Annotated in this window: 21 protein-coding genes; 17 read left to right on the top strand and 4 right to left on the bottom strand. The window is 70.2% G+C overall.

The genetic code is table 11. From position 1 onward, the window contains the following. The first annotated feature begins 30 nt into the window (after positions 1-30). The 4 genes from Tbon_RS14415 to Tbon_RS10795 are packed head-to-tail and all read left to right on the top strand — an operon-like array spanning position 31 to position 3,864. A complete protein-coding gene (locus Tbon_RS14415; protein WP_192497930.1) occupies positions 31-1,341 on the top strand; it encodes a cytochrome P450 in 1,311 nt (436 codons plus the stop codon). Beyond that, positions 1,338-2,120: a lycopene cyclase domain-containing protein gene (locus tag Tbon_RS13950; protein ID WP_192497929.1), complete on the top strand. Its 783-nt coding sequence runs from the start codon at positions 1,338-1,340 to the stop codon at positions 2,118-2,120. Before Tbon_RS14415 ends, Tbon_RS13950 begins: the two co-directional genes overlap by 4 nt. Further along, the gene (locus tag Tbon_RS10800) at positions 2,117-2,692 is read left to right on the top strand and encodes a glycerol-3-phosphate acyltransferase (RefSeq protein WP_158067714.1); all 576 of its coding nucleotides are present in this window, start codon (positions 2,117-2,119) and stop codon (positions 2,690-2,692) included. Before Tbon_RS13950 ends, Tbon_RS10800 begins: the two co-directional genes overlap by 4 nt. Beyond that, entirely contained in the window at positions 2,617-3,864 is a 1,248-nt protein-coding gene (locus Tbon_RS10795; protein ID WP_192497928.1) for a glycosyltransferase, read from the top strand. The genes Tbon_RS10800 and Tbon_RS10795 overlap by 76 nt, the downstream gene beginning before the upstream one ends. Positions 3,865-3,873: 9 nt before the next feature. Here Tbon_RS10795 and Tbon_RS10790 read toward each other — a convergent pair whose 3' ends face one another. Then, positions 3,874-4,578 carry a class F sortase gene (locus Tbon_RS10790; RefSeq protein ID WP_158067712.1) on the bottom strand — a complete coding sequence of 235 codons (705 nt, stop codon included), beginning with the start codon at positions 4,576-4,578 and terminating at the stop codon, positions 3,874-3,876. Positions 4,579-5,208: 630 nt separating this feature from the next. On the opposite strand from Tbon_RS10790, the gene Tbon_RS10785 reads away from it, so the two are divergent. Next, complete coding sequence (locus Tbon_RS10785; protein ID WP_158067711.1) at positions 5,209-5,427, top strand: hypothetical protein; 219 nt, start codon at positions 5,209-5,211, stop codon at positions 5,425-5,427. A gap of 82 nt (positions 5,428-5,509) precedes the next feature. Here Tbon_RS10785 and Tbon_RS10780 read toward each other — a convergent pair whose 3' ends face one another. Further along, positions 5,510-6,730 carry a hypothetical protein gene (locus Tbon_RS10780; protein ID WP_158067710.1) on the bottom strand — a complete coding sequence of 407 codons (1,221 nt, stop codon included), beginning with the start codon at positions 6,728-6,730 and terminating at the stop codon, positions 5,510-5,512. 73 nt (positions 6,731-6,803) lie between these two features. Further along, positions 6,804-7,847, bottom strand: coding sequence for a ferritin family protein (locus Tbon_RS10775; RefSeq protein ID WP_158067709.1), 1,044 nt, complete (start codon positions 7,845-7,847; stop codon positions 6,804-6,806). 197 nt (positions 7,848-8,044) lie between these two features. On the opposite strand from Tbon_RS10775, the gene Tbon_RS10770 reads away from it, so the two are divergent. Then, on the top strand, positions 8,045-8,230 hold the full coding sequence (locus Tbon_RS10770) for a hypothetical protein (RefSeq protein ID WP_158067708.1): 186 nt from the start codon (positions 8,045-8,047) through the stop codon (positions 8,228-8,230). Positions 8,231-8,255: 25 nt separating this feature from the next. Here the strand turns inward: Tbon_RS10770 and Tbon_RS10765 are convergent, their stop codons facing one another. Continuing rightward, the gene (locus tag Tbon_RS10765; RefSeq protein WP_192497927.1) at positions 8,256-8,816 is read right to left on the bottom strand and encodes a PadR family transcriptional regulator; all 561 of its coding nucleotides are present in this window, start codon (positions 8,814-8,816) and stop codon (positions 8,256-8,258) included. Positions 8,817-8,896: 80 nt separating this feature from the next. On the opposite strand from Tbon_RS10765, the gene Tbon_RS10760 reads away from it, so the two are divergent. The 11 genes from Tbon_RS10760 to Tbon_RS10715 all read left to right on the top strand — a co-directional run bounded on the left by Tbon_RS10760 (position 8,897) and on the right by Tbon_RS10715 (position 18,355). Then, positions 8,897-9,595, top strand: a complete 699-nt coding sequence (locus Tbon_RS10760; RefSeq protein WP_158067706.1) for a metal-dependent transcriptional regulator — start codon at positions 8,897-8,899, stop codon at positions 9,593-9,595. A gap of 38 nt (positions 9,596-9,633) precedes the next feature. Further along, on the top strand, positions 9,634-11,181 hold the full coding sequence (locus Tbon_RS10755; protein WP_158067705.1) for a bifunctional diguanylate cyclase/phosphohydrolase: 1,548 nt from the start codon (positions 9,634-9,636) through the stop codon (positions 11,179-11,181). Next, positions 11,178-11,339 (top strand): hypothetical protein, encoded by a 162-nt coding sequence (locus Tbon_RS13945; protein WP_192497926.1) that lies wholly within the window; start codon positions 11,178-11,180, stop codon positions 11,337-11,339. The genes Tbon_RS10755 and Tbon_RS13945 overlap by 4 nt, the downstream gene beginning before the upstream one ends. Positions 11,340-11,402: 63 nt before the next feature. Beyond that, positions 11,403-11,951 (top strand): carboxymuconolactone decarboxylase family protein, encoded by a 549-nt coding sequence (locus Tbon_RS10750; RefSeq protein ID WP_158067704.1) that lies wholly within the window; start codon positions 11,403-11,405, stop codon positions 11,949-11,951. Positions 11,952-12,016: 65 nt separating this feature from the next. After that, positions 12,017-13,957, top strand: coding sequence for an alkaline phosphatase family protein (locus Tbon_RS10745; protein ID WP_158067703.1), 1,941 nt, complete (start codon positions 12,017-12,019; stop codon positions 13,955-13,957). Between the two features lie 39 nt (positions 13,958-13,996). Continuing rightward, complete coding sequence (locus tag Tbon_RS10740; RefSeq protein WP_158067702.1) at positions 13,997-14,917, top strand: coiled-coil domain-containing protein; 921 nt, start codon at positions 13,997-13,999, stop codon at positions 14,915-14,917. 68 nt (positions 14,918-14,985) lie between these two features. Then, on the top strand, positions 14,986-15,438 hold the full coding sequence (locus Tbon_RS10735; protein ID WP_158067701.1) for a Zn-ribbon domain-containing OB-fold protein: 453 nt from the start codon (positions 14,986-14,988) through the stop codon (positions 15,436-15,438). Positions 15,439-15,440: 2 nt separating this feature from the next. Beyond that, entirely contained in the window at positions 15,441-16,589 is a 1,149-nt protein-coding gene (locus Tbon_RS10730) for a thiolase C-terminal domain-containing protein (protein ID WP_158067700.1), read from the top strand. Positions 16,590-16,666: 77 nt separating this feature from the next. Further along, complete coding sequence (gene coaE, locus Tbon_RS10725) at positions 16,667-17,389, top strand: dephospho-CoA kinase (protein ID WP_158067699.1); 723 nt, start codon at positions 16,667-16,669, stop codon at positions 17,387-17,389. Positions 17,390-17,466: 77 nt separating this feature from the next. Beyond that, on the top strand, positions 17,467-17,946 hold the full coding sequence (locus Tbon_RS10720; protein WP_158067698.1) for an FAS1-like dehydratase domain-containing protein: 480 nt from the start codon (positions 17,467-17,469) through the stop codon (positions 17,944-17,946). Between the two features lie 10 nt (positions 17,947-17,956). Then, positions 17,957-18,355: a MaoC/PaaZ C-terminal domain-containing protein gene (locus tag Tbon_RS10715; RefSeq protein WP_158067697.1), complete on the top strand. Its 399-nt coding sequence runs from the start codon at positions 17,957-17,959 to the stop codon at positions 18,353-18,355. The last annotated feature ends 19 nt before the right edge of the window (positions 18,356-18,374 follow it).

The raw sequence follows: 18,374 nt of genomic DNA, 5'->3' as shown, positions 1-18,374 counted from the left end.
GCGGCCCGGGAGGGCTCCACGCTGAACGGCATGGCAGGGACGCAGCCCCCGGGGCGCACCCTCCCGCGGACCGACCAGCTTTCGCCGCGGGACGGCCTCCGCGCCCTCTGGACGCTGCGTCACGGAACGGCGGGGCTGTACGAAGCGCTGGAGGTGGCGCGGGCCGGGCTGGGGCCCGTGTTCGAACTGGGCTTCGGGCGGTTCCGGCCGGTGGTGGTGGCCTCCCCGGGCGGACTGCGGGAGGCGCTGGTCGAACGACGCGAGGCGTTCTCGTGGCGGCCGGAGGGCGACCCGGTGGCGCGGCTGTTCCGGCGGAGCATCCTCGTGACGGACGGCGAGGAGCACGACCGGGCCCGGCAGGCGATGGCGCCGGCGTTCGAACCGGCTCGGCTGCGGGAGCAGGCCTCGGCGATCGTGGCGATTGTTGATGAAGAGGTGGGGCGGTGGCCGGCGGAGGGCTTCATCGAGCCGGTTGAGGCGATGCGGCGGATTGCGTGGCGGGTGTTCGAGCAGGTGTTCTTCGGCTACCGGCTCGGGCAGGAGGAGCTGGAGGCGACGCTCCCCGGGCTCCACGCGGCGCTGCGCTACATCGGCCCGGGGCTGTGGGTGCTGCGGGGGCGGGCCGGGCCGCCGCCGCGAAGGGCCGCCCTGCTGGAGGAGCACGTCCGGCGGGTGATGGCGTGGCGTGCGGAGCACGGCGAGCCCGGCGCGACGCTCCTCGACCTGCTGCTGGCGGAATTCGATACCGAGCGGGTGCGGGACCACGCCCTGACGATGCTGATTGCGGGGCACGATACGAGCACGGCGCAGCTTTCGTGGGCGCTCCATCTGCTGGCGCGGCACCCGGAATGGCTGGCGCGGGCGGCGCGCGAAGCGCGGGCGGCGCCGGCCGGGGAGGGGCTCGCGGCGCTCAGGGGCGACGGGCTGCCGGTCATCGACGCCGTGCTCAAGGAGGCGCTGCGGCTGTGGCCGCCGATTCACGTCGGCGGGCGGCGCACGGTGCAAGAGGTCGAGCTGGACGGCCACCGGCTGCCGGCGGGGCAGCGGGTGATGCTCTCGTACCTGCTGGTTCAGCGCGACCCGGCGATTTGGGCTCGGGCGGACGTCTTCGACCCGGGACGGTGGCTAAACGGCGGCGCGCCGGGGCCGTTCACGTATGCGCCGTTCGGCGGCGGGCCGCGGAACTGCATCGGCGCGGGGTTCGCGAACCTCGAGGGGCGGCTGGTGCTGGCGCGGATTCTCCAGCTGGTGGACGTGGCGGTCACGCGGCGGCCGCTGCGGGGGGCGATGGGGGCGACGCTGGAGCCGCGGGGCGGGCGGCTGAAGGTGCGGCGGCGATGAGCTACGGCGCGTTTCTCGGGCTGTTCCTGCTGCCGCCGATCGCGGCGCTGCTCGCGGCACACCTCCGCTGGCCGGCGCCGGTGCCGCGGCGGGCGCTCGCGGGCGGCATCGCGCTGCTCGCCACAGTCGCGGTGCTGTACACGACACCGTGGGACAACTACCTCGTGGCCTCGGAGACATGGACGTATCCAGAGGAGCGCACGTGGGGGATCCGGCTGGGGTGGGTGCCCCTCGAGGAGTACTGTTTCTTCGTCCTGCAGACGGTAATGACCGGCCTGTGGGTGGGGCTGCTGCTGCGCGTCCAGCCGAACGCTGGCAGCGGAGGGGGCGGCACGGCCCTCCGCACGGCTGGGGCGGCAGCCCTGCTGGCGGTTGCGCTGGGCGGCTTACTGGCGATTGCGGGGCCGGAGTCGATGCGGTATCTCGGGCTGATCCTCGCGTGGGCTGCCCCGCCGCTGGCGCTGCAGCTCGGGTTCGGCGCGGACATCCTGGTTCGCTGGTGGCGGGTGGTGGTGCCGGGGTTCGGCGTCCCGACGCTGTACCTGGCGGCGGCCGATACGATTGCCATCAACGACGGCATCTGGCACATCGCTGAGCGGACGTCGACGGAGGTCTTTCTGCCGGGCGGGCTGCCGGTTGAAGAGTTCGTGTTCTTCCTGGTCACGAACGGCCTGGTCGCGGTCGGGCTGACGCTGCTGCTGGCGCCCGAAGGCCGTGAGCGGGCGCGGACGATCGCCGCGGCGATCCGGAGACGGGCCGCGGAGGCGGGACCGGCATGAGGGGAGGATGGGCGCTGGCGGGGTACGCGCTCGGGGCGCTGCCGTTCGCGGCATGGGCGGCGCGGCTGCGCGGCGCGGATATCCGGGCGGTGGGCGATGGGAACCCGGGCGCGGCCAACGCCTGGAAGGGAGGAGGACGTCTGGCCGGTGCGGCCGCTGCCGTGGCCGACTGGGCGAAGGGGGCGGCTCCGGTGGCGCTCGCGCTGCGGCGGGGGACGCGCGGCCCGGAGCTGGTCGCTGCGGCGGTGGCGCCCGTGCTCGGGCACCGGACGAGCCCGCTACTGGGCGGGCGGGGCGGGAAGGGGCTGGCCGCCACATTCGGGGCCTGGACGGCGCTCGGCGGGCCGTGGTCTGCGCTGGCGTTCGGGGCCGCGCTGGCGCTCGGGCACGGGGTGCTGCACCTGCGGGAAGGGTGGGCAGTGGCGGCGGGCGCGCCGGCGCTGCTGGTTGCGGCGCTCCTCAACCGGCCGCAACGGCGGGCGGAGTCGTTCGCGGCGTGGCTTCTGACGACGGCCTCGCTGGCGTGGGCGTACCGGGCGCGGTTCGGCTGGCCGCCCGTGCGGGAGCGATGATCCGCCGGCTGGCCGGGCGCACCTCCGGAGCAGTGACGCGGGCGCTCCGCAACGACCGCGGTGTGCTCATCTACCTGGCGGCGGTAGGTGCGAACACGGCCTGGAACCTGCGGCGCACGCCGGTGCTGGACGGGGGCGCACGCCCGGCTGCGTGGAGGCCGGCCGTCGCGGTCCTGGTGCCGGCCCGGAACGAGGAGCGGGGAATCGGGCGGTGCGTGCGTTCGCTGCTGGCGCAGGAGTGGGAGGCGCTGCGGGTGATCGTTCTCGACGACGGTTCGACCGACAGAACGGCGGACATTCTCGCGCGGCTCCAGCAGGAGGACGGACGGCTGACCGTGCTTCGCGGGAGCCCACTGCCCGACGGGTGGCTGGGGAAACCGTGGGCCTGCGCGCAGCTGGCGGAGGCCGCGGCCGATGCGGAGCTGCTGGTGTTCGCGGACGCGGACACGTGGCACGCGCCGGGGATGGTCGCTGCCGTGGCTGCGGCGATGGAGCGGGAGCGGCTGGACCTGCTTTCGGTGGTGCCGCGGCAGGAGCTCGGCGGCGCGTGGGAGCGGTGGACGGTGCCGCTGATCCCGTGGGCGCTGATGACGCACCTCTCGCCGGCCGGAGCGCAGCGGTTCGGGCTGGCATTCGCGGCGGGCGCCGTCGGGCAGGTGCTTGCCTTCCGGCGGGAGGCGTACGGCCGGCTGGGCGGCCACGCTGCGGTCCGGAGTGCGGCGGCAGAGGATGTGGCGTTCGCCCGGCTGGCAACGCGCGCGGGCCTGCGGTGGCGGGTTGCGTCGGGCCGCGAGGTGAGCGCGTGCCGGATGTACCGGGGCCGGAGCGAGGCTCTGGCGGGGCTGGAGAAGAACCTGTTCCCGGCGATGGGCGGGCGGACCGTGCCCTACGTGCTGGCCTGGGCCTGGCTGCTGCGGGCGTTCACGTGGCCGGCGCTCGCGCTGGTAATCGGCGCCGCTGCCGGGCGGCGGCGCGCCGCGGCGGCCGGTGGGGCCGAACTCGTCCTTGGGGCGGCGACCTGGCTGGCCGTCGCGCGGAAATTCGGGCTGCCGCTTCGGCTGGCGGCCGAGGGACCGCTGGTCGCCGCTGCAGGGGCGTTTGCGGCGGTGCGGTCGCTGGCGGCGTGGCGGGGCGGGCGGGCTGAATGGAAAGGACGGCGGCTGGCGGGGTAGCGGGCGCGGTCAGTCGGCCCGTTCGGCGAGCACGACGGTGCGGAAGGCGTACTCGCCTTCGTTCGCGGGGCCGCTGCAGGTCATGAGGACCACGCTTTCCCGGCCCTCGAGGCCGCGGAGGATAGCGCCCATGTCGATGGCGGCCAGGGCATAGTCGACGACGGAGACGACGCGATAGGTGTGGACCGAGCCGTCGGTGAGGGTCACCTCGACGCGGTCGCCGTGGCGGAGCGCAGCAAGGCGGGCGAAGACCCCGGGTCGCCCGCGGTATTCGAAGTGCGCGGCGAAAAAGGTGCTGCCTCCGGTGCCGGGCAGACTGGTGTAGGCGGGGTTCCAGCCGACGGTCACGGTGTCCTGCGGGACATCGAGCCGGCCGTAGGCATCGAGGCCGAAGCGGCGGATGGGCGCTCCGTCGATGCCGATAGCCGGGATGGCGAGGGCGGCCACATCGACTGCGCCCGGCGGCGGGGGCGGAACCGGCTCGCCCGCGTCCCTGCCGTAGCGTTCGATGGCGCGCTCGGCCGCGGCGATGAAGCGGTCATCGACGCGGTCGGGAAGGCCGGTGAGGGGGTCGCGGCCGATGTAGCGGAGGCCGGCAGCGAAGGGCGGCGCCTCTCCCGGGCCGGCGGCGGCTGGCGCGGGCAGGCGATATGCGCCGGGCAGGAACGCTGCTGCCAGGATGAGGGCAGCGCCGAGGGCGGGCCGGACGACCATGGGCACGAGTGTACGCCAGTTCGTCCCGGCGGAACCGGAGCGGGGGGAGCCGGGCAGCTCGGTGTGGTCCAGCCGATTTCACAGGAATTGGCCTTGCCGGGGTAACCTTTTCGGGGTAAGGTCGTTACCAGTTAGCAGAAGGCGACATGACGCCGAAGGAGACGATGATGACCAGCAAGACGATTTCGACTGCGCCGCGTCATGACGCACTCCCGGGCACATTGCCAGGCTAAACGAACCGCAACGGCACCACGGCAGAGCGCCGTACCGCCAGCGGTACGGCGCTTTTCTTTCTTCTCCAAAGCGGCCGGGTCCGCACCAGTTTTTGCTCCACCAGGATGTAGACCAGCTCACGGTGCAGTGGTCTGCATCGGACAATGCTGCCCAGTTCAGCGGGCAGGAGGGGCACGGTGTTGCATCCAATACTTGGCAAATCAGTGGAAGAAACGGCATGGGTGACCGGGAAGCCGCTCGGCGAGAGGCTTACCCGTCAGCCCGGATTCACCCACCGGGTCGCGCTGGCTGCGATCCGCAGGGAGGAGCGCAGCCTCCGGCTCCGGTGGCGGCCAGGACGCGCGGGCGGCGATCGGCGCCGGCAGGCATCGGCAGATGCGAAAGGATGGTGACGTGATGTTCCAGTATCCATTCCAGCCGCGTGAGCATGGGCTCGCGGCGACGCACGACGGGCGGCTGTTCGCGACCGGGGTGCCGGAGCCGGAGTGGCTGCGGCGGCGGTTCGAACACGCGGAGGCCCTGAAGGGCGGCGGCTCCGCAGCAGACCGGCGGGCGCCAGCCCGGGTGGCGACGGGTCGCTGGGCACGGCTGCGGGCGGCGTTCGGCGTCCGCTGACGCGCCTGTGTGCGGAGCGCGTCCGCTCCGCGCGGCCGGGGCTCCCCTGCGGGGAGCCCCGGATCGTGTCCGGCGGTGCGGTTCAGGCCTGGGCGGCCTGCTCCAGCCGGCCGTTGATGTGCTTGCGGATGAAGGTGGCCTGGCGCAGGTGCTCGAGGTAGTTGTCGACCTGGGCTTTGCGGAGCTCCCGCAGCTTCTCGCGGCCGCGCGCGATGTTGTCGACGCCGCCGCCGAGGAGGATCGCGAGGGGTTCGCTGACGGCAGGGTCGAGCCACTCTTTGCCCATGCGGGATTCGGCCTTGTTGAAGTAGAGGTTCTGCTCGTCGCGGCGGTCGGGGAGTTTGAAGAGCATGTGCTTCAGGCGCTCGATGTGGTAGTCGAGCATCCGCTTGCGGTCGCGGGCGACGAGGCGGTAGAGGTCGCGCTCGAGCTGGTTCTGGGCGAACTCGTCGCCGTGGGAGAAGAGGGTGTAGAGCATGCTGTCCTGGACGAAGAGGATGGCAGCAAGCTCGGGGAAGGAGCGAGCTTCGCGGGCGACCCGGGAGAAGTCGGTGGGCGCCTGCAGGCCGAGGCCGCCGCCGTTGGCAAGGGCGCGCTTGCGGAAGGCCTCGCTGTGGCGGGCGAGGTCGTAGATGACGGTGGAGAGGAAGAGCTTCAGTTCGAGGAAGCCGTAGGAGATTTCGGGGAGCCAGCCGGACCAGAGCGCGCCGGCGACGTAGGCCCGCTCGGAGTGTTCGGTCATGAACTGGCAGACGGCGCGCTCGATGTCGTGCGGGAGCGGCTCGAGGCTGTTCCAGTTGAGGTCGGTGGCCGAGACCCAGCGGTCGCGGATGGCCTCTTCGTAGAGCGGGATGCAGCAGTCGGCCCAGACGAGCGCCTTTTCGAAGATGGTGTACCCCATGTCTTCGACGACGGGATTGGGGTAGGAGCCGCGGGCGATTTCCGAGCGGTTGGTCCAGACGTCGGGGACATCGCCGTAGGTGCCGATCATGAGGTCGGCGATGGTGAGGCCCATGGCGGGGTCTTTCGGACGGGCGCGGATGCCCCACTCAGTGGGGACGTGCATCCAGGAGAGGTCGCGGGGGATGGCGGCCTGGCCGCCCTGGAGGAACTCTTTGGCGCGCTTGCCATCGACGCCGCCGCGGAGGGCCTGCCAGATGACCTGGAGGCTGTGGCCTTTGGCGAGGGCGAGTTCGATGAGGCCGTCTTCCCAGCCGAGTTCACGGGCGCGGTCGCGGGCCTCCTGGGGGATTTCAACCTGGGCGGCCTGGGCGGCGCGGGCGAGAGCTTCTCCTGTCGACATGGGGGTACCTCCGGGCGGGGTTGGACAGGCGGGGCAGTTCGCCCCGCCGCGGTCGTCAGGCGGTGGGCCGGCGTCAGGCCGGGTCGAGGAACTGGGCCATCAGGGGGCCGAGACGCTGGCGGCGGTCGCCGAGGCCGGCGACGGTGAGGCGGTGGACGTACTCGTTGATCTGCCGTTTGCGGAGGAGGAGGAACTTCTGGAGACCTTCGTCGAACTTATCGACGCCGCCGCCGAGAAGGATGCAGAGGGCTTCGAAGACGGGCGGGAAGGTGACGTCGCCGGAGCCGCCGCCGGCGGCGTCGCCCTCGGCCTTGTCGAGGTAGTGGTGGATTTCTTCGCGGCGCTCGGGCTCCGTATCGAGCACGTACTTGAGGTGCATGACACCGAAGGCGAGGTGGCGGGACTCGTCCTGGGCGCTCATGCGGAAGATGCGCTTATCGGCCTCAGTCTGGCCGATGAGTTCGCCCATGCGGAACATCGACTGGACGAAACCTTCAGCCTGGACGTGCATGAGGACCGACATTTCGGTGAAGTCGCGGGCTTCGATGAGGGTGCGGAGACCGAGGCCGGCACCCTGGGCAAGGAGGCCGCCGCCGTTGGCAAGCGCGCGCTTGCGGAAGACGTCGGTGTGGCGGGCCTCGTCCATGATCTGGGTCATGAGGAAGAGGCCGGCTTCGAAGTCCTGGGCGGAGACGAAGGGCATCCACTGGCCGGGGACGTCGCCGGCGATGAACTCGACCTCGGTGAGCATGGTGGCGAGCTGGCACATGGCCCGCTCGAGCTCGTCGGGGAGGGGCTCAAGGGTATCCCAGGGGATGTCGCGGGCGGAGCTCCACTGGCGCTGGGTGGCCTCCTCGTAGAGCATGAGGCAGTTTTCGGCCCAGACATCGGCCTTGGACTGGTAGTTGGGGCCGAAGCGCTGGGCGCCGGGACGGGGAATTGCGCCGCGCATCCGGTAGGTCATGTCGCCGGCACCGCGGGCGGTATCGGCGTAGCGGCCGAGGTTGATCTCCTTGAGGGTGAGGCCCTTCTTGCCGGGCTCGGCGGAGGTGGCGTCCTCGTAGAGGTCGAGCCAGGACAGGTCGAGGCTGGATTCGGTGGCGGGATTGGCTGCCATGGGGGTCTCCTGGGGCCGGCGTCTATGTTCGCGATAGCCTACACCCTGCCCGAGCGCGCTGGAAGAGCGGCAATTACCGGCGAGTAAATTTGGTGGGAGCGAAGCTTCGAAACCCAGGTGCAGGTGGACGGGCGTTACCTCTTATCAACCGGGCCGTCGCAGCCGATACCTGTGGTAGAAACCGGGAGGACACGAGCATGACCAGGATGGAGAAGGCCTGTCCCTTTACGGCAGCGACACGCGCAGCCCACTGCGAGCGGTGCTGGACGGCACACGGCGGTGTCCCGCCGTGTGTGGCGGCGTACCTCGGCGGCAGCCCGGCGGCCGAGGGCGTCATCCGGCTGGACGTTATCGAGCGGGCCGCGAGCCGGCGGGCCGCCTAGCGGCGACAGGGAGGACGGCCGGGGATCACGGTGCCGGCGGGGATTCTGTGCGGGCGCGGAGGATGCGCTCGGCCTCGACGGCCCAGGCGAGGAACGCCTCGATGAACTGGATGCCGGCGCGGAGGGTGAGGTATGGCCCGAGGAAGGCCGGCGGCACGGTCACGGGGTCGGCGCCTTCGAACGCGGCTTCGATGGCGCGGTAGGCGGCCAGGCGCTCCTCCTGCTGGCGGCGGTGCGCGGTGAGGGCCTCGATGGCGCGCTCCGGCTCGACGAGGCCGTAGCTCCAGACTTTGACGAGGAACTCATCCTTGGTGAGGGTGAGCGGGGACGGCGTGACCACCCAATCGGCGAGCTCTGCGAGACCGCGGGCGGTGACGGTGTAGACGCGTTTGTCGGGCCTGCCGGTCTGCTGGACGGCGCGGCCGGCGACGAGGCCTTCGGATTCGAGGCGGGCGAGCTCGGGGTAGATCTGCTGGGCGCGGGCGTGCCAGAAGTAGCCGACCGACTGCTCGAAGCGGCGGGTGATTTCGTAGCCGGAGAGTTCGCCGGCGGTCAGGAGGCCGAGGATGGCGAAGCGGAGCGACATCTCCGCGAGTTTCGCGGGTGTGGCCGGGATGCGCCAGCGGAATTTCCCGGGAGCAGGCGGCATGCCATGATCGGCGTGCCATGCCGAAACAGGTCAGGAATGTTGCCAGCGACGACTATTTGACGGCGATTTACCGGATGAGCCACGACGAGGGCCAGGACGTCATCGCCGTGCGGCTTGCGGACCGGCTGGAGATTACGCCGCCATCAGTTGCGGGGATGCTGAAGCGGCTGATGCGGGACGGGCTGGTGCACATCGATGCGAAGAAGGTGATTCACCTGACGCCGGAGGGCTTCCGAAGGGCGGAGCAGATGGTGCGGCGGCATCGCCTTGCGGAGTGCCTGCTGACCGACGTGCTGAAGGTGGACTGGTGGCGGGCGTACGAGGAAGCGCACCTGCTGGAGCACGGGATCTCGGACATCACGGAGCGGAACCTGTACGAGATGCTGGGGCGGCCGAAGAAGAGCCCGTTCGGCTATCCGATCCCGGGGCCGGGGGCACCGCAGAAGCTATCGATGGTGACGCTGGGCGACCTGAAGGAGGGGCAGGAGGCGGAGATCGACCGCGTCTTCGAGGAGGATGAGCAGCTGCTCCGGTTCTTCGACGAGGAAGGGATTCGCCCTGGGGTGAAGGTTGTTATCGAGGAGGTGGCGCCCTACCGCGGGACGATCACGGTGCGGGTGGGCGAGCGGCGCATCGTGCTGGGGACACCGGTGGCGAACAAGATCTGGGTGGTGCAGCCGGCGAAGACGGGAACTTCGGCCGAAACGCGGCGTTAACGCTTCATGCCCGCCGGGCATCAGCCGACAACCAAGGCGTGGAACCGACGCACTGGCGGGAGCCGCGGGGACCGATGCGGGTCCTCGTGGTGGAGGATGACCCGGCGCTGGGGCGCCTCATGCAGCTCGTCCTCGGGCAGCACCTCGCGGAGATCCGGCTGGCGCGGTCCGGCGCGGAGGCGATTGCGGAGCTTTCGGCCGGCCAGTTCGACGCGATTGCGTCGGACATCAGCCTGCCCGACATGTCGGGGCTGGACGTTATTGCGGAGGCGCGGAAGCGGGCGCCGGCGGCCGGGATTGTGGCGATTACCGGGTTCGTCGACGTCGACACGGCGGTGCGGTCAATGAAGGCAGGGGCCGACGACTTCCTGGGGAAGCCGTTCGACGCCGAGATTCTCTGGCATGTGCTGAACAAGGCGGCGGATAACCGGGCGCGGCAGATTGCAGCGGAGCAGGCGGCGGTGTACCGGCAGCTGGCCTATACCGATGCGCTTACGGGCTGCCCGAACCGGCGGTTCATCGACGAGTTCCTGGCGGACGCGGTCTTCCGGGCGCGGCAGGAGGGCGGGCAGCTTTCGGTTGCGTACCTCGACATCGACAACTTCAAGCTGCTGAACGACTTCGTGGGGCACGAGGAGGGCGACCGGGTGCTGCAGCGGGTGGTCCGGACGCTGGAGCGGCACGTGGAGCCACCGGCGCAGTTCGCCCGCTTCGGCGGCGACGAGTTCGTGGTGGTGCTGCCGGGCTGGACGGAGGAGCGTGCGCGGCGGCTGATGGAGCGGGTGCGGCGGGCCATCGGGCAGATCGAGGTGGTGAACGGCGCGCGGGTTGCGCTGCCGACGCGCATCTCGGTGGGCGTGGCGAGCCTGCGGGAGGGACAGTCGCCCCGCGACCTGGTCGCCGAGGCCGAGGATGCGATGTACCTCGACAAGGCCGTCTCGCCGGCGATGGTGACGGCAGCGATGGAACGGGCGATCGCACAGGAGGATGCGCTGCTGAAGGCAGGGAACATCAAGGCGCTGCGGAACCTGGTGAAGGCGATCGACCGGCGCGATTCGTACACGCGGTTCCACAGCGACCACGCGACCCAGCTCGCCATCCGGCTTGGCACGGAACTGGGACTGGACGACGGGGCGATGCAGGCGCTGGCGATCGGGGGGCCGATTCACGACCTCGGGAAGATCGTGGTGCCGGACGAAATCCTGCGGAAGCCGGGCCCGCTGACGCTTGAGGAGCGCAGGGCGATGGAGGAGCACCCGGTGATGGGCGCCGCGATCACGGCGGCGGTGACCGACCTCGATTCGGTGGTGAACCTCGTGCGGCATCACCACGAGCGGTTTGACGGCGAGGGGTACCCGGGGCGGCTGAAGGGGACGGAAGTGCCGCTCGCGACCCGGCTGTTCACCCTGGCCGATGCGTATTCGGCGATGACGACCGACCGGCCGTACCGGAAGGGGTTGACCCTCGAGATGGCCGTCGAGGAGATCCTGCGCGGGAGGGGAACGCAGTTCGACCCTGAGCTGGCCGAGGCGTTCGTGGCGATGATTGAACGGACGGCCCGGGAGGGCGCAGAGCAGGCCGCGTGAGGAAGGCCGGGGCCGCGGCTTCGGGCGCCATGCTGGGGTGGTGCATCCTGGAGGTTAGCCTGCGGGCCGCAACCGGGACACTGGGCGGAGCCGGGTCGGCGGTGGGGGCAGGCGCGGTGGCGGCGGCGAGCCTGTTGCTGCTGCGGCGGGCGGGCTGATAGCGGCGTGGGAAGCCGGTACACTCCGCGCGTGGCCGGGGACCGGCCCGTACGGAGGAACGGATGGCGCGACTGCCGTTTGTGACAAAGGAAGAGCTGCCGGAGGAGCTCCGGTACGTGTGGGACCGGAACGCGGTCGGCCGGGAGGTGCCGAACATCTTCCGGACGATGGCGAACAACCCGGAGGTGTGGCGCGCCTACCTTCGGCTCGGGAACGGGCTGTGGAACCACTGCGGACTGGATGTGGCTACGCGGGAGCTGGTGATTCTGCGGACGGCGATCCTCCACCACAGCCAGTACGAGTGGCACCAGCACGTCCGGATCGGGCGGCAGGCGGGCCTGAGCGATGCGAAGATCGTGGCGCTCCACCACTGGAAGACAAGCGACCTCTTCAACGAGGTCGAGCGGGCGATTCTCGAGTATGTCGATGCGGTGAACGCCTCGGGGCACCCGGGGCAGGAAGTTCATGACCGGCTGGCTGCGCTCGTAGCGCCCGGGACCGTGGTCGGGGTAAATCTGCTGACGGGGTTCTACGGGATGACCGCGCGGTTTCTCTCGTCGATGGAGGTGGAGCTGGAGGAGCCGTTCGTCGGCTGGCAGCTGAACGGATAACACGACATTCACGGCCGGGGCCGATGGTGGCCGATGCGCGCAGCACGCGACTGGGGGTTCGGGCGATGCAGACAACGATGACGGCAGCAGCGGTCGGGCCGGAGCGGCCGGGCGGACAGGGGCTCGACCCGCACCAGGAGGAGTCTGGGAGCCTGGCGATCCACAAGCTGCTGACGACCGAGGACGGCCGGGCGTGGACCGACTTCGTGGCGACTGCGCGGCAGGAGCGGGACGGTTCGTGGAGCTATGAGGCGTGGGCGCTGCGGGGGATGGTGCGCTGGATACGCCGGTACGCGCCGGAAGGCGGATACGTGTACGAGGTGGTCGAGGTCGTCGGCGAGAACCCGCTGGAGCGACAGGACTACCGGGCGCTCGCGACCTACGACGAGGAGATGGCAGCGGCAGGGAACCCGGCGGACGTGCAGCAGGCGTACATCGAGCCGGAGCGGCTGACCTACCCGTACGCGTACGAGCGGATCTCGCAGCTGTTCGACAGCCCGAACGGGCCGGACCTCATCGTCAACCCGAAGAGCTACGCCTACGGCCGGCAGCCGGGTCAGCACGGGGCGCTCGATGTGGTGCAATCGCGGTCTCCGCTCGTGATCTCCGGGCCGGGCGTGAAGCGCGGGGCGGTGGTCGATGCGCCGGCGAAGCAGGTGGACATTGCGCCGACGATCGCGCGGCTGATGGGCTTCCCGCTGATCGACGGGCGTGACATCACGGGGCGGACGTCGAGTGAGCGGGGATGCCCGCCGGACGTTTACCTGGAGCGGCAGGACGGCAGAGTGCTGGAGGAGGTGCTGGACGAGGCGACGGGGCGGCCCGAACGGGTCTATATCCTCTTGCTGGACGGGCAGTCGCATACGGAGCTGCTCTACCGGCTCGAACGGGAGCCCGAGGCGATCCCGAATTTGCGGCGGCTGATTGTGCGGGGGTGCCTGCTGCAGTACGGGAGCATCACGAACTTCCCGAGCATCACGTGGCCGAGCCACAACGCCATTGGCACGGGGACGTGGAGCGGGCACCACGACGTCGTGAACCCGACCTACTACCTGCGGGCGACGCGGGAGCTGGTTTCACCGCAGGGGATGCAGTTCGAGACGGCGCGGTTTCTCAATCCGGAGGTGGAGACGCTGTTCGAAGCGTTCAAGCGGGTGCTTGGGGATGGGGCGTTTACGGCATCGATTAACGAGCCGTGCACGCGCGGCGCGGACCATGCGTCGCTCGAGCGGCGGCTGGTCGGCGACCGGGGCCGGCTGATTGCGCTGACAAAAGAGACAGAGCACGAGATTAACCCGCGCTGGTACGAGGAGCTGGAGGAGGAGGGGCACCGGTTGCAGGGCCAGATTGACAACCGGGCGCTCGCGCAGGCGCGGCTGCTCTTTCTTGATGAGAGTCACCCGGCGCCGGTCTTCGTGTACCACGAGTTCGCACAGCCGGACAGCTCGGCGCACGACTACGGGCCGCACCATGAGGGCGCGCGGGCTGCGCTGGATGAGACGGACCGACGGATCGGGCACATCCTGCGGACGCTGGAGGAGCGGGGCCTGTTCGAGACGACGCTATTCGTGATCACGACGGACCACGGCATGGCGACGCAGAACGTTGAGCTGCGGGCGAACCCGGCGCGCATTCCGCAGCGGGACGGGATGGCGGCGATCACCGCAGAGCCGTGCATCTACCTCCGCGACCTGCGCGTGGAGGTAGAGGTGACGCACGACGGCCGGAGCGCGCGCTTCGCCGTCGCCGATAACGACGCGGACGCGCACGGGGAGCACCCGCCGGTGGCGGGCGCGGAGATCGTGGTCACCGACCGGAAGGATGGGCTGGTTGCCCGGGTGGTCACCGATGCGAACGGGCTGGCGGCGTGCGCCGTGCCGGCGGAGCTGGAGCCGGGCGAGCTGCTGGCGGCGGTGCACGCGGAGGGGTTCAACCCGCGCCACCTGCGGCTGGACGGGACGAGTGTGTGCATCGACCTGCGCGAAGTGCTCTACGGGCAGGGGTGAGGCCGAGGAGGGCCCGGGGGCCCGTGGTAGGATTGAAGCGTGGCATTCACGGTTGAGGATGTGCAGGACCTGATCCGCCTGCTGGCCGAGCGGCCGGAGTGGCGGGCGCAGCTGCGCCCGCTGATCCTCGGGGACGAATTCGACCGGCTGCCTCGGATTGTGGAGGAGCTGGCGGAGGCCCAGCGGCGCACCGAACAGCGGCTCGAGGAGCTGGCGGAGGCCCAGCGGCGCACCGAGCAGCGGCTCGAAGAACTCGGGCGGCGCGTGGACGAGCTTGCCGAGGCCCAGCGGCGCACCGAGCAACGGGTCGAGGAGCTGGCGGAGGCCCAGCGGCGCACCGAACAGCGGCTCGAAGAGCTCGGGCGGCGCGTGGATGAGCTGGCGGAGGCCCAGCGGCGAACCGAGCAACGCGTCGATGAACTTGCTGCGCGGCTTGAGGAGCTGACCGCGCGCGTCGACCAGCTGGCCGCCCGGGTCGACGAGCTGGTACAGGCAGTCGGCGTTATGCGCGTGGATATCAACCGGGCACATCAGCGGCTCGACGCCGAGCTCGGCTATCTCTACGAGATGCGGTTCGAGCGAAAGGCGCCGTCACTCTTTGGCAAGTGGCTGCGAAAGCCGAGAGTGGTGACCCTCAGCGATCTCGACCTGGTCGATGAGGCGGAGGATGCGGGCAAACTCGATGAACGGGAGCTGGTGGAGCTGCGGGCGCTCGACCTGATCATCGAGGGGCGGGACCGGTCCGACCCGGCCCAGCGTCCCCTGCTGCTTGCGGTGGAGATTTCGCGGACGATCGATGCGGACGATGTGAGCCGCGCCCTGACCAGGGCGAAGGCGCTGGAGAAGGCGGGCTACCGGGCACGGGCCGCGGTCGGCGGGCGGGCGATTGACGAGCGCGCGCGGGTGCTCGCGGAAGCGGCCGGCGTGCTGGTGCGGGTGGCGGACGACGTGGCGGCGTAACTGGCCGCTTGCCTCACCTTCACGTTCACGGTAGACATTGACGTTGCACGTTCGCAGCCGGGACCGAAATGCGGCCCGGACTCTTGGCAGTTCAGGAAGGCAGAGGGTTGCACGACTATTCGAAGGTTCTCCCGCAGGCCACGCCGGAGACCCAGCCGTTTTGGGATGGGTTGAAGCAGGGCAAGTTGATGCTCCAGCGGAACAAGCAGACAGGGAAGGCGTACTTCCCGCCACGGCCGTTCGATCCCCGCGACCCGTTCGCGGAGGTGGAATGGTTCGAGGCGAGCGGCAAGGGCCGGCTGCTGAGCTACGTCATCAGCCACCGGCCGCCGCCGGGGTTCGAGGCGCCGTTCGCGATCGCGGTCGTCGAGACGGATGAGGGCATCAAGATGATGACGAACATCATCGATTGCCCGCAGACGCCGGAAGCGCTCCAGCTGGACATGCGGCTCGAGCTGGCGCCGACGAAGGTGAACGACGAAATCACGCTGCCCACGTGGCGGCCGGCGAAGGAGGCGTAGCCATGCCGAAACCGGGAAGTGTTGCCATTGTGGGCGCGGCCGAGCTGGTCTCGCCGGAGGGGCGGTTCCCCAATCTTTCGCAGCTGGGGCTGCATGCCCGGGCGGCCATCCTCGCCATGCAGGAGGCCGGGCTGAAGCCGTCGGACATCGACGGCGTGGCCTGCGCGGGCGCGAGCCCGACCGAGGTCGCGTTCTACCTGGGCATCACGCCGACGTACGTGGACGGCACCGCCGTGGGCGGGTGTTCGTTCATGATCCACGTGCGGCACGCCGTGGCCGCGATTGAGACGGGCCTTGCGAGGACCGTGCTGATTACGCACGGCGAGAGCGGCCGGTCGGGCATCGGGCGGGGCGGCTTCGGTTTTGCGCGGCAGTCGCTGAATGCCCAGTTCGAAGGGTGGACGGGGCCGATGGGCCCGCCGACGCTCTTCACGGTGCCCGTGCTGCGGTACATGAAGACGTACGGGGTCACCGAGGAGCACCTGGCGATGGTGGCGGTGGTCCAGCGCGAATATGCGGCGCGGAACCCGAACGCGATGATGAAGGACCCGATCACCATCGAGGATGTGCTGAACTCGCGCATGATCGCGTACCCGTTCCGGCTGCTGATGTGCTGCCTGGTGACGGACGGCGGCGGGGCGCTCATCCTGACCTCGGCGGACCGGGCGAAGGACTTCCCGACGAAGCCGGTCTACATCCTCGGGACGGGCGAGAGTGTGGAAACCCCGATGGTGAGTCAGATGGAGGATTTCACGAGCTCGCGGGCGTTCCGGGTTGCGGGGCCGCGGGCCTTCCAGGAGGCGGGGATCACGCACGACGACGTCGACCACCTGATGATTTATGACGCGTTCGCGCATCTGCCGCTCTACGGGCTCGAGGACCTCGGGTTTGTGGGCCGGGGCGAAGCGGCGCAGTTCATCTGGGAGGGCAACACCCGGGCGAACGGCAAGCTGCCGCTGAACACCAACGGCGGCGGGCTGAGCTACACCCACTCGGGCATGTACGGGATGTACGCCCTGCAGGAGAGCGTCCGGCAGTGCCGCGGGACCGCGCCGGCGCAGATTCCCGGCGTGAAGGTGAGCGTTGCGCACGGCGTCGGCGGGATGTTCGGCGCCTCCGGGACGGTGGTGCTTTCGAACGAGCGGCCGTAAGGTTCGCCGGGAACGATGCGTTTAACGGGGCGGGCCGGCGCCGGCCCGCCCCGCTCGTATGCTCAAGGAGGACGGACATGCCGCTCGTCATTGGACTTGCGGGGACGATTGCCGCGGGGAAATCCACCGTGGCGCAGCTGCTGGTGGAGCGCGGGGCGCACCATTGCGACGCTGATAAGCTGGTCCACCGGCTGTACGACCCGGGCACGCCCGGGTTCGCGCGGGTGGTGGAGGCCTTCGGCGAGGAGATTGTCGGCCCGGACGGCTACATCGACCGGAAGGTGCTGGGGGCGAAGGTCTTCGGGAAGCCGGAGGAGATGAACCGGCTGACGCGGGCGATCGGCTCGATTACGGAGGCGGTGAAAGGCGTCATCGACGGGTGGCGGGCCGAGCTGGGCGACGACGCCATCTGCGTAATGGAGGCGGTGAACCTGATGGAGCCGGGGTACGCGCGCTGGTGCGACCAAACGTGGCTCATCGGGGTCGATGATGCGATTGCGCGCCAGAGGCTGATCGAGACCCGCGGCATGAGCGAGGAGGAGGCGAACCAGCGGCTGGCGAGCATGGTGCCGCTGGAGGTTCGCGCTCCGGGCGCGGACTGGGTCTACCGGAACAACGGGACGCTGGAGGAGCTGCGGGAGGCCGTCTACGGGGAGCTGGACCGGCTGCTGGCGAAGCGGGCGGCCGGCGAGCCGCTGGAGTCGAAGTTCCCGGCGTGGTGGGCGGCGTTCCTTGAGCGGAACCGGGAGCGGCTGAAGGCGACCGGGGTCACGATCCCGGAGCAGGCAGCGGGCAGCTGAGGTTCGGGCTGCATGGCGGGAGCGGGCGGCCTCGGGTAGGATGCGCCCGCACATTCTTCGCACCGAGGAGTCTTGCGATGGCTGATGAAGGCTTCGAGTTCCCGGTCGACCGGACGCAGGTGATGCTGTTCGCGCGGTCGCTCCTGGACATCCGGCCGGAGTACTGGGACCCGAACGACCCGGCGACGAAGGCGATCGGCGGCATCACGGTGCCGCCCACCTTCGTGCAGTGCAGCGCGCACTGGCAGCCGGATTACCCGCTCGACCTGACCCGCCCGCGGAAGGAGCCGCGCCAGCCGCGGCCGGAGGGGCAGAGTGGCGGCGGGCTGGGCCGCGGCCTGCATGCCGAGCAGCACTACGAGTACCATCACCCGATTTTTGTCGGGGACACGCTGACGGTGACAACCCGGCCAGGGCGGCGGTGGGAGAAGGAGGGCCGCCGCGGCGGGCGGCTTCAGTTCTCGGAGACGATTACGGAGTACCGGAACCAGGACGGGGTGCTGTGCGTGACGGCGATCAGCGTGGGCGTGCAGACCGAGAAGGCTGTGGAGCAGTAGGAGGACCGAGATGCCGCTGAAGGTTGGCGATACGCGCGAGCAGGTGGTGATCGAGAAGATCAACCGGACGCACATCGTGAAGTACGCGGGCGCGAGCGGGGACTTCAACCCGATCCACCACGATGAGGTGTTCGCGAAGGAGGTTGCCGGCTACCCGTCGGTGTTCGCCCACGGGATGCTCTCGATGGGGCTCACGGGCCGGGCGCTCACGGACTGGCTCGGGGTGATGGCCCTGAAGCGGTACGGGGTCCGGTTCACGCGGCAGGTGTGGCCGGGCGATACGCTGACGGCGAAGTTCGAGGTAACGAAGGTGGAAGATGGCCTCGCGACCATCAAGGTGGTCACCGTGAACCAGAACGGCGAGACGGTGATCGAGGGCGAGGCCGTCGCGAAGGCCGACGCCGTCTAGCCGGCGCGCCGGGCGACGA

It is taken from the genome of Tepidiforma bonchosmolovskayae (assembly GCF_008838325.1).
In the GTDB taxonomy this organism is placed as follows: Bacteria; Chloroflexota; Dehalococcoidia; order Tepidiformales; family Tepidiformaceae; genus Tepidiforma; species Tepidiforma bonchosmolovskayae.
The sequence above is the reverse complement of the archived record's forward strand: the minus strand, read 5'-3'. Positions and strand labels throughout refer to the sequence as shown.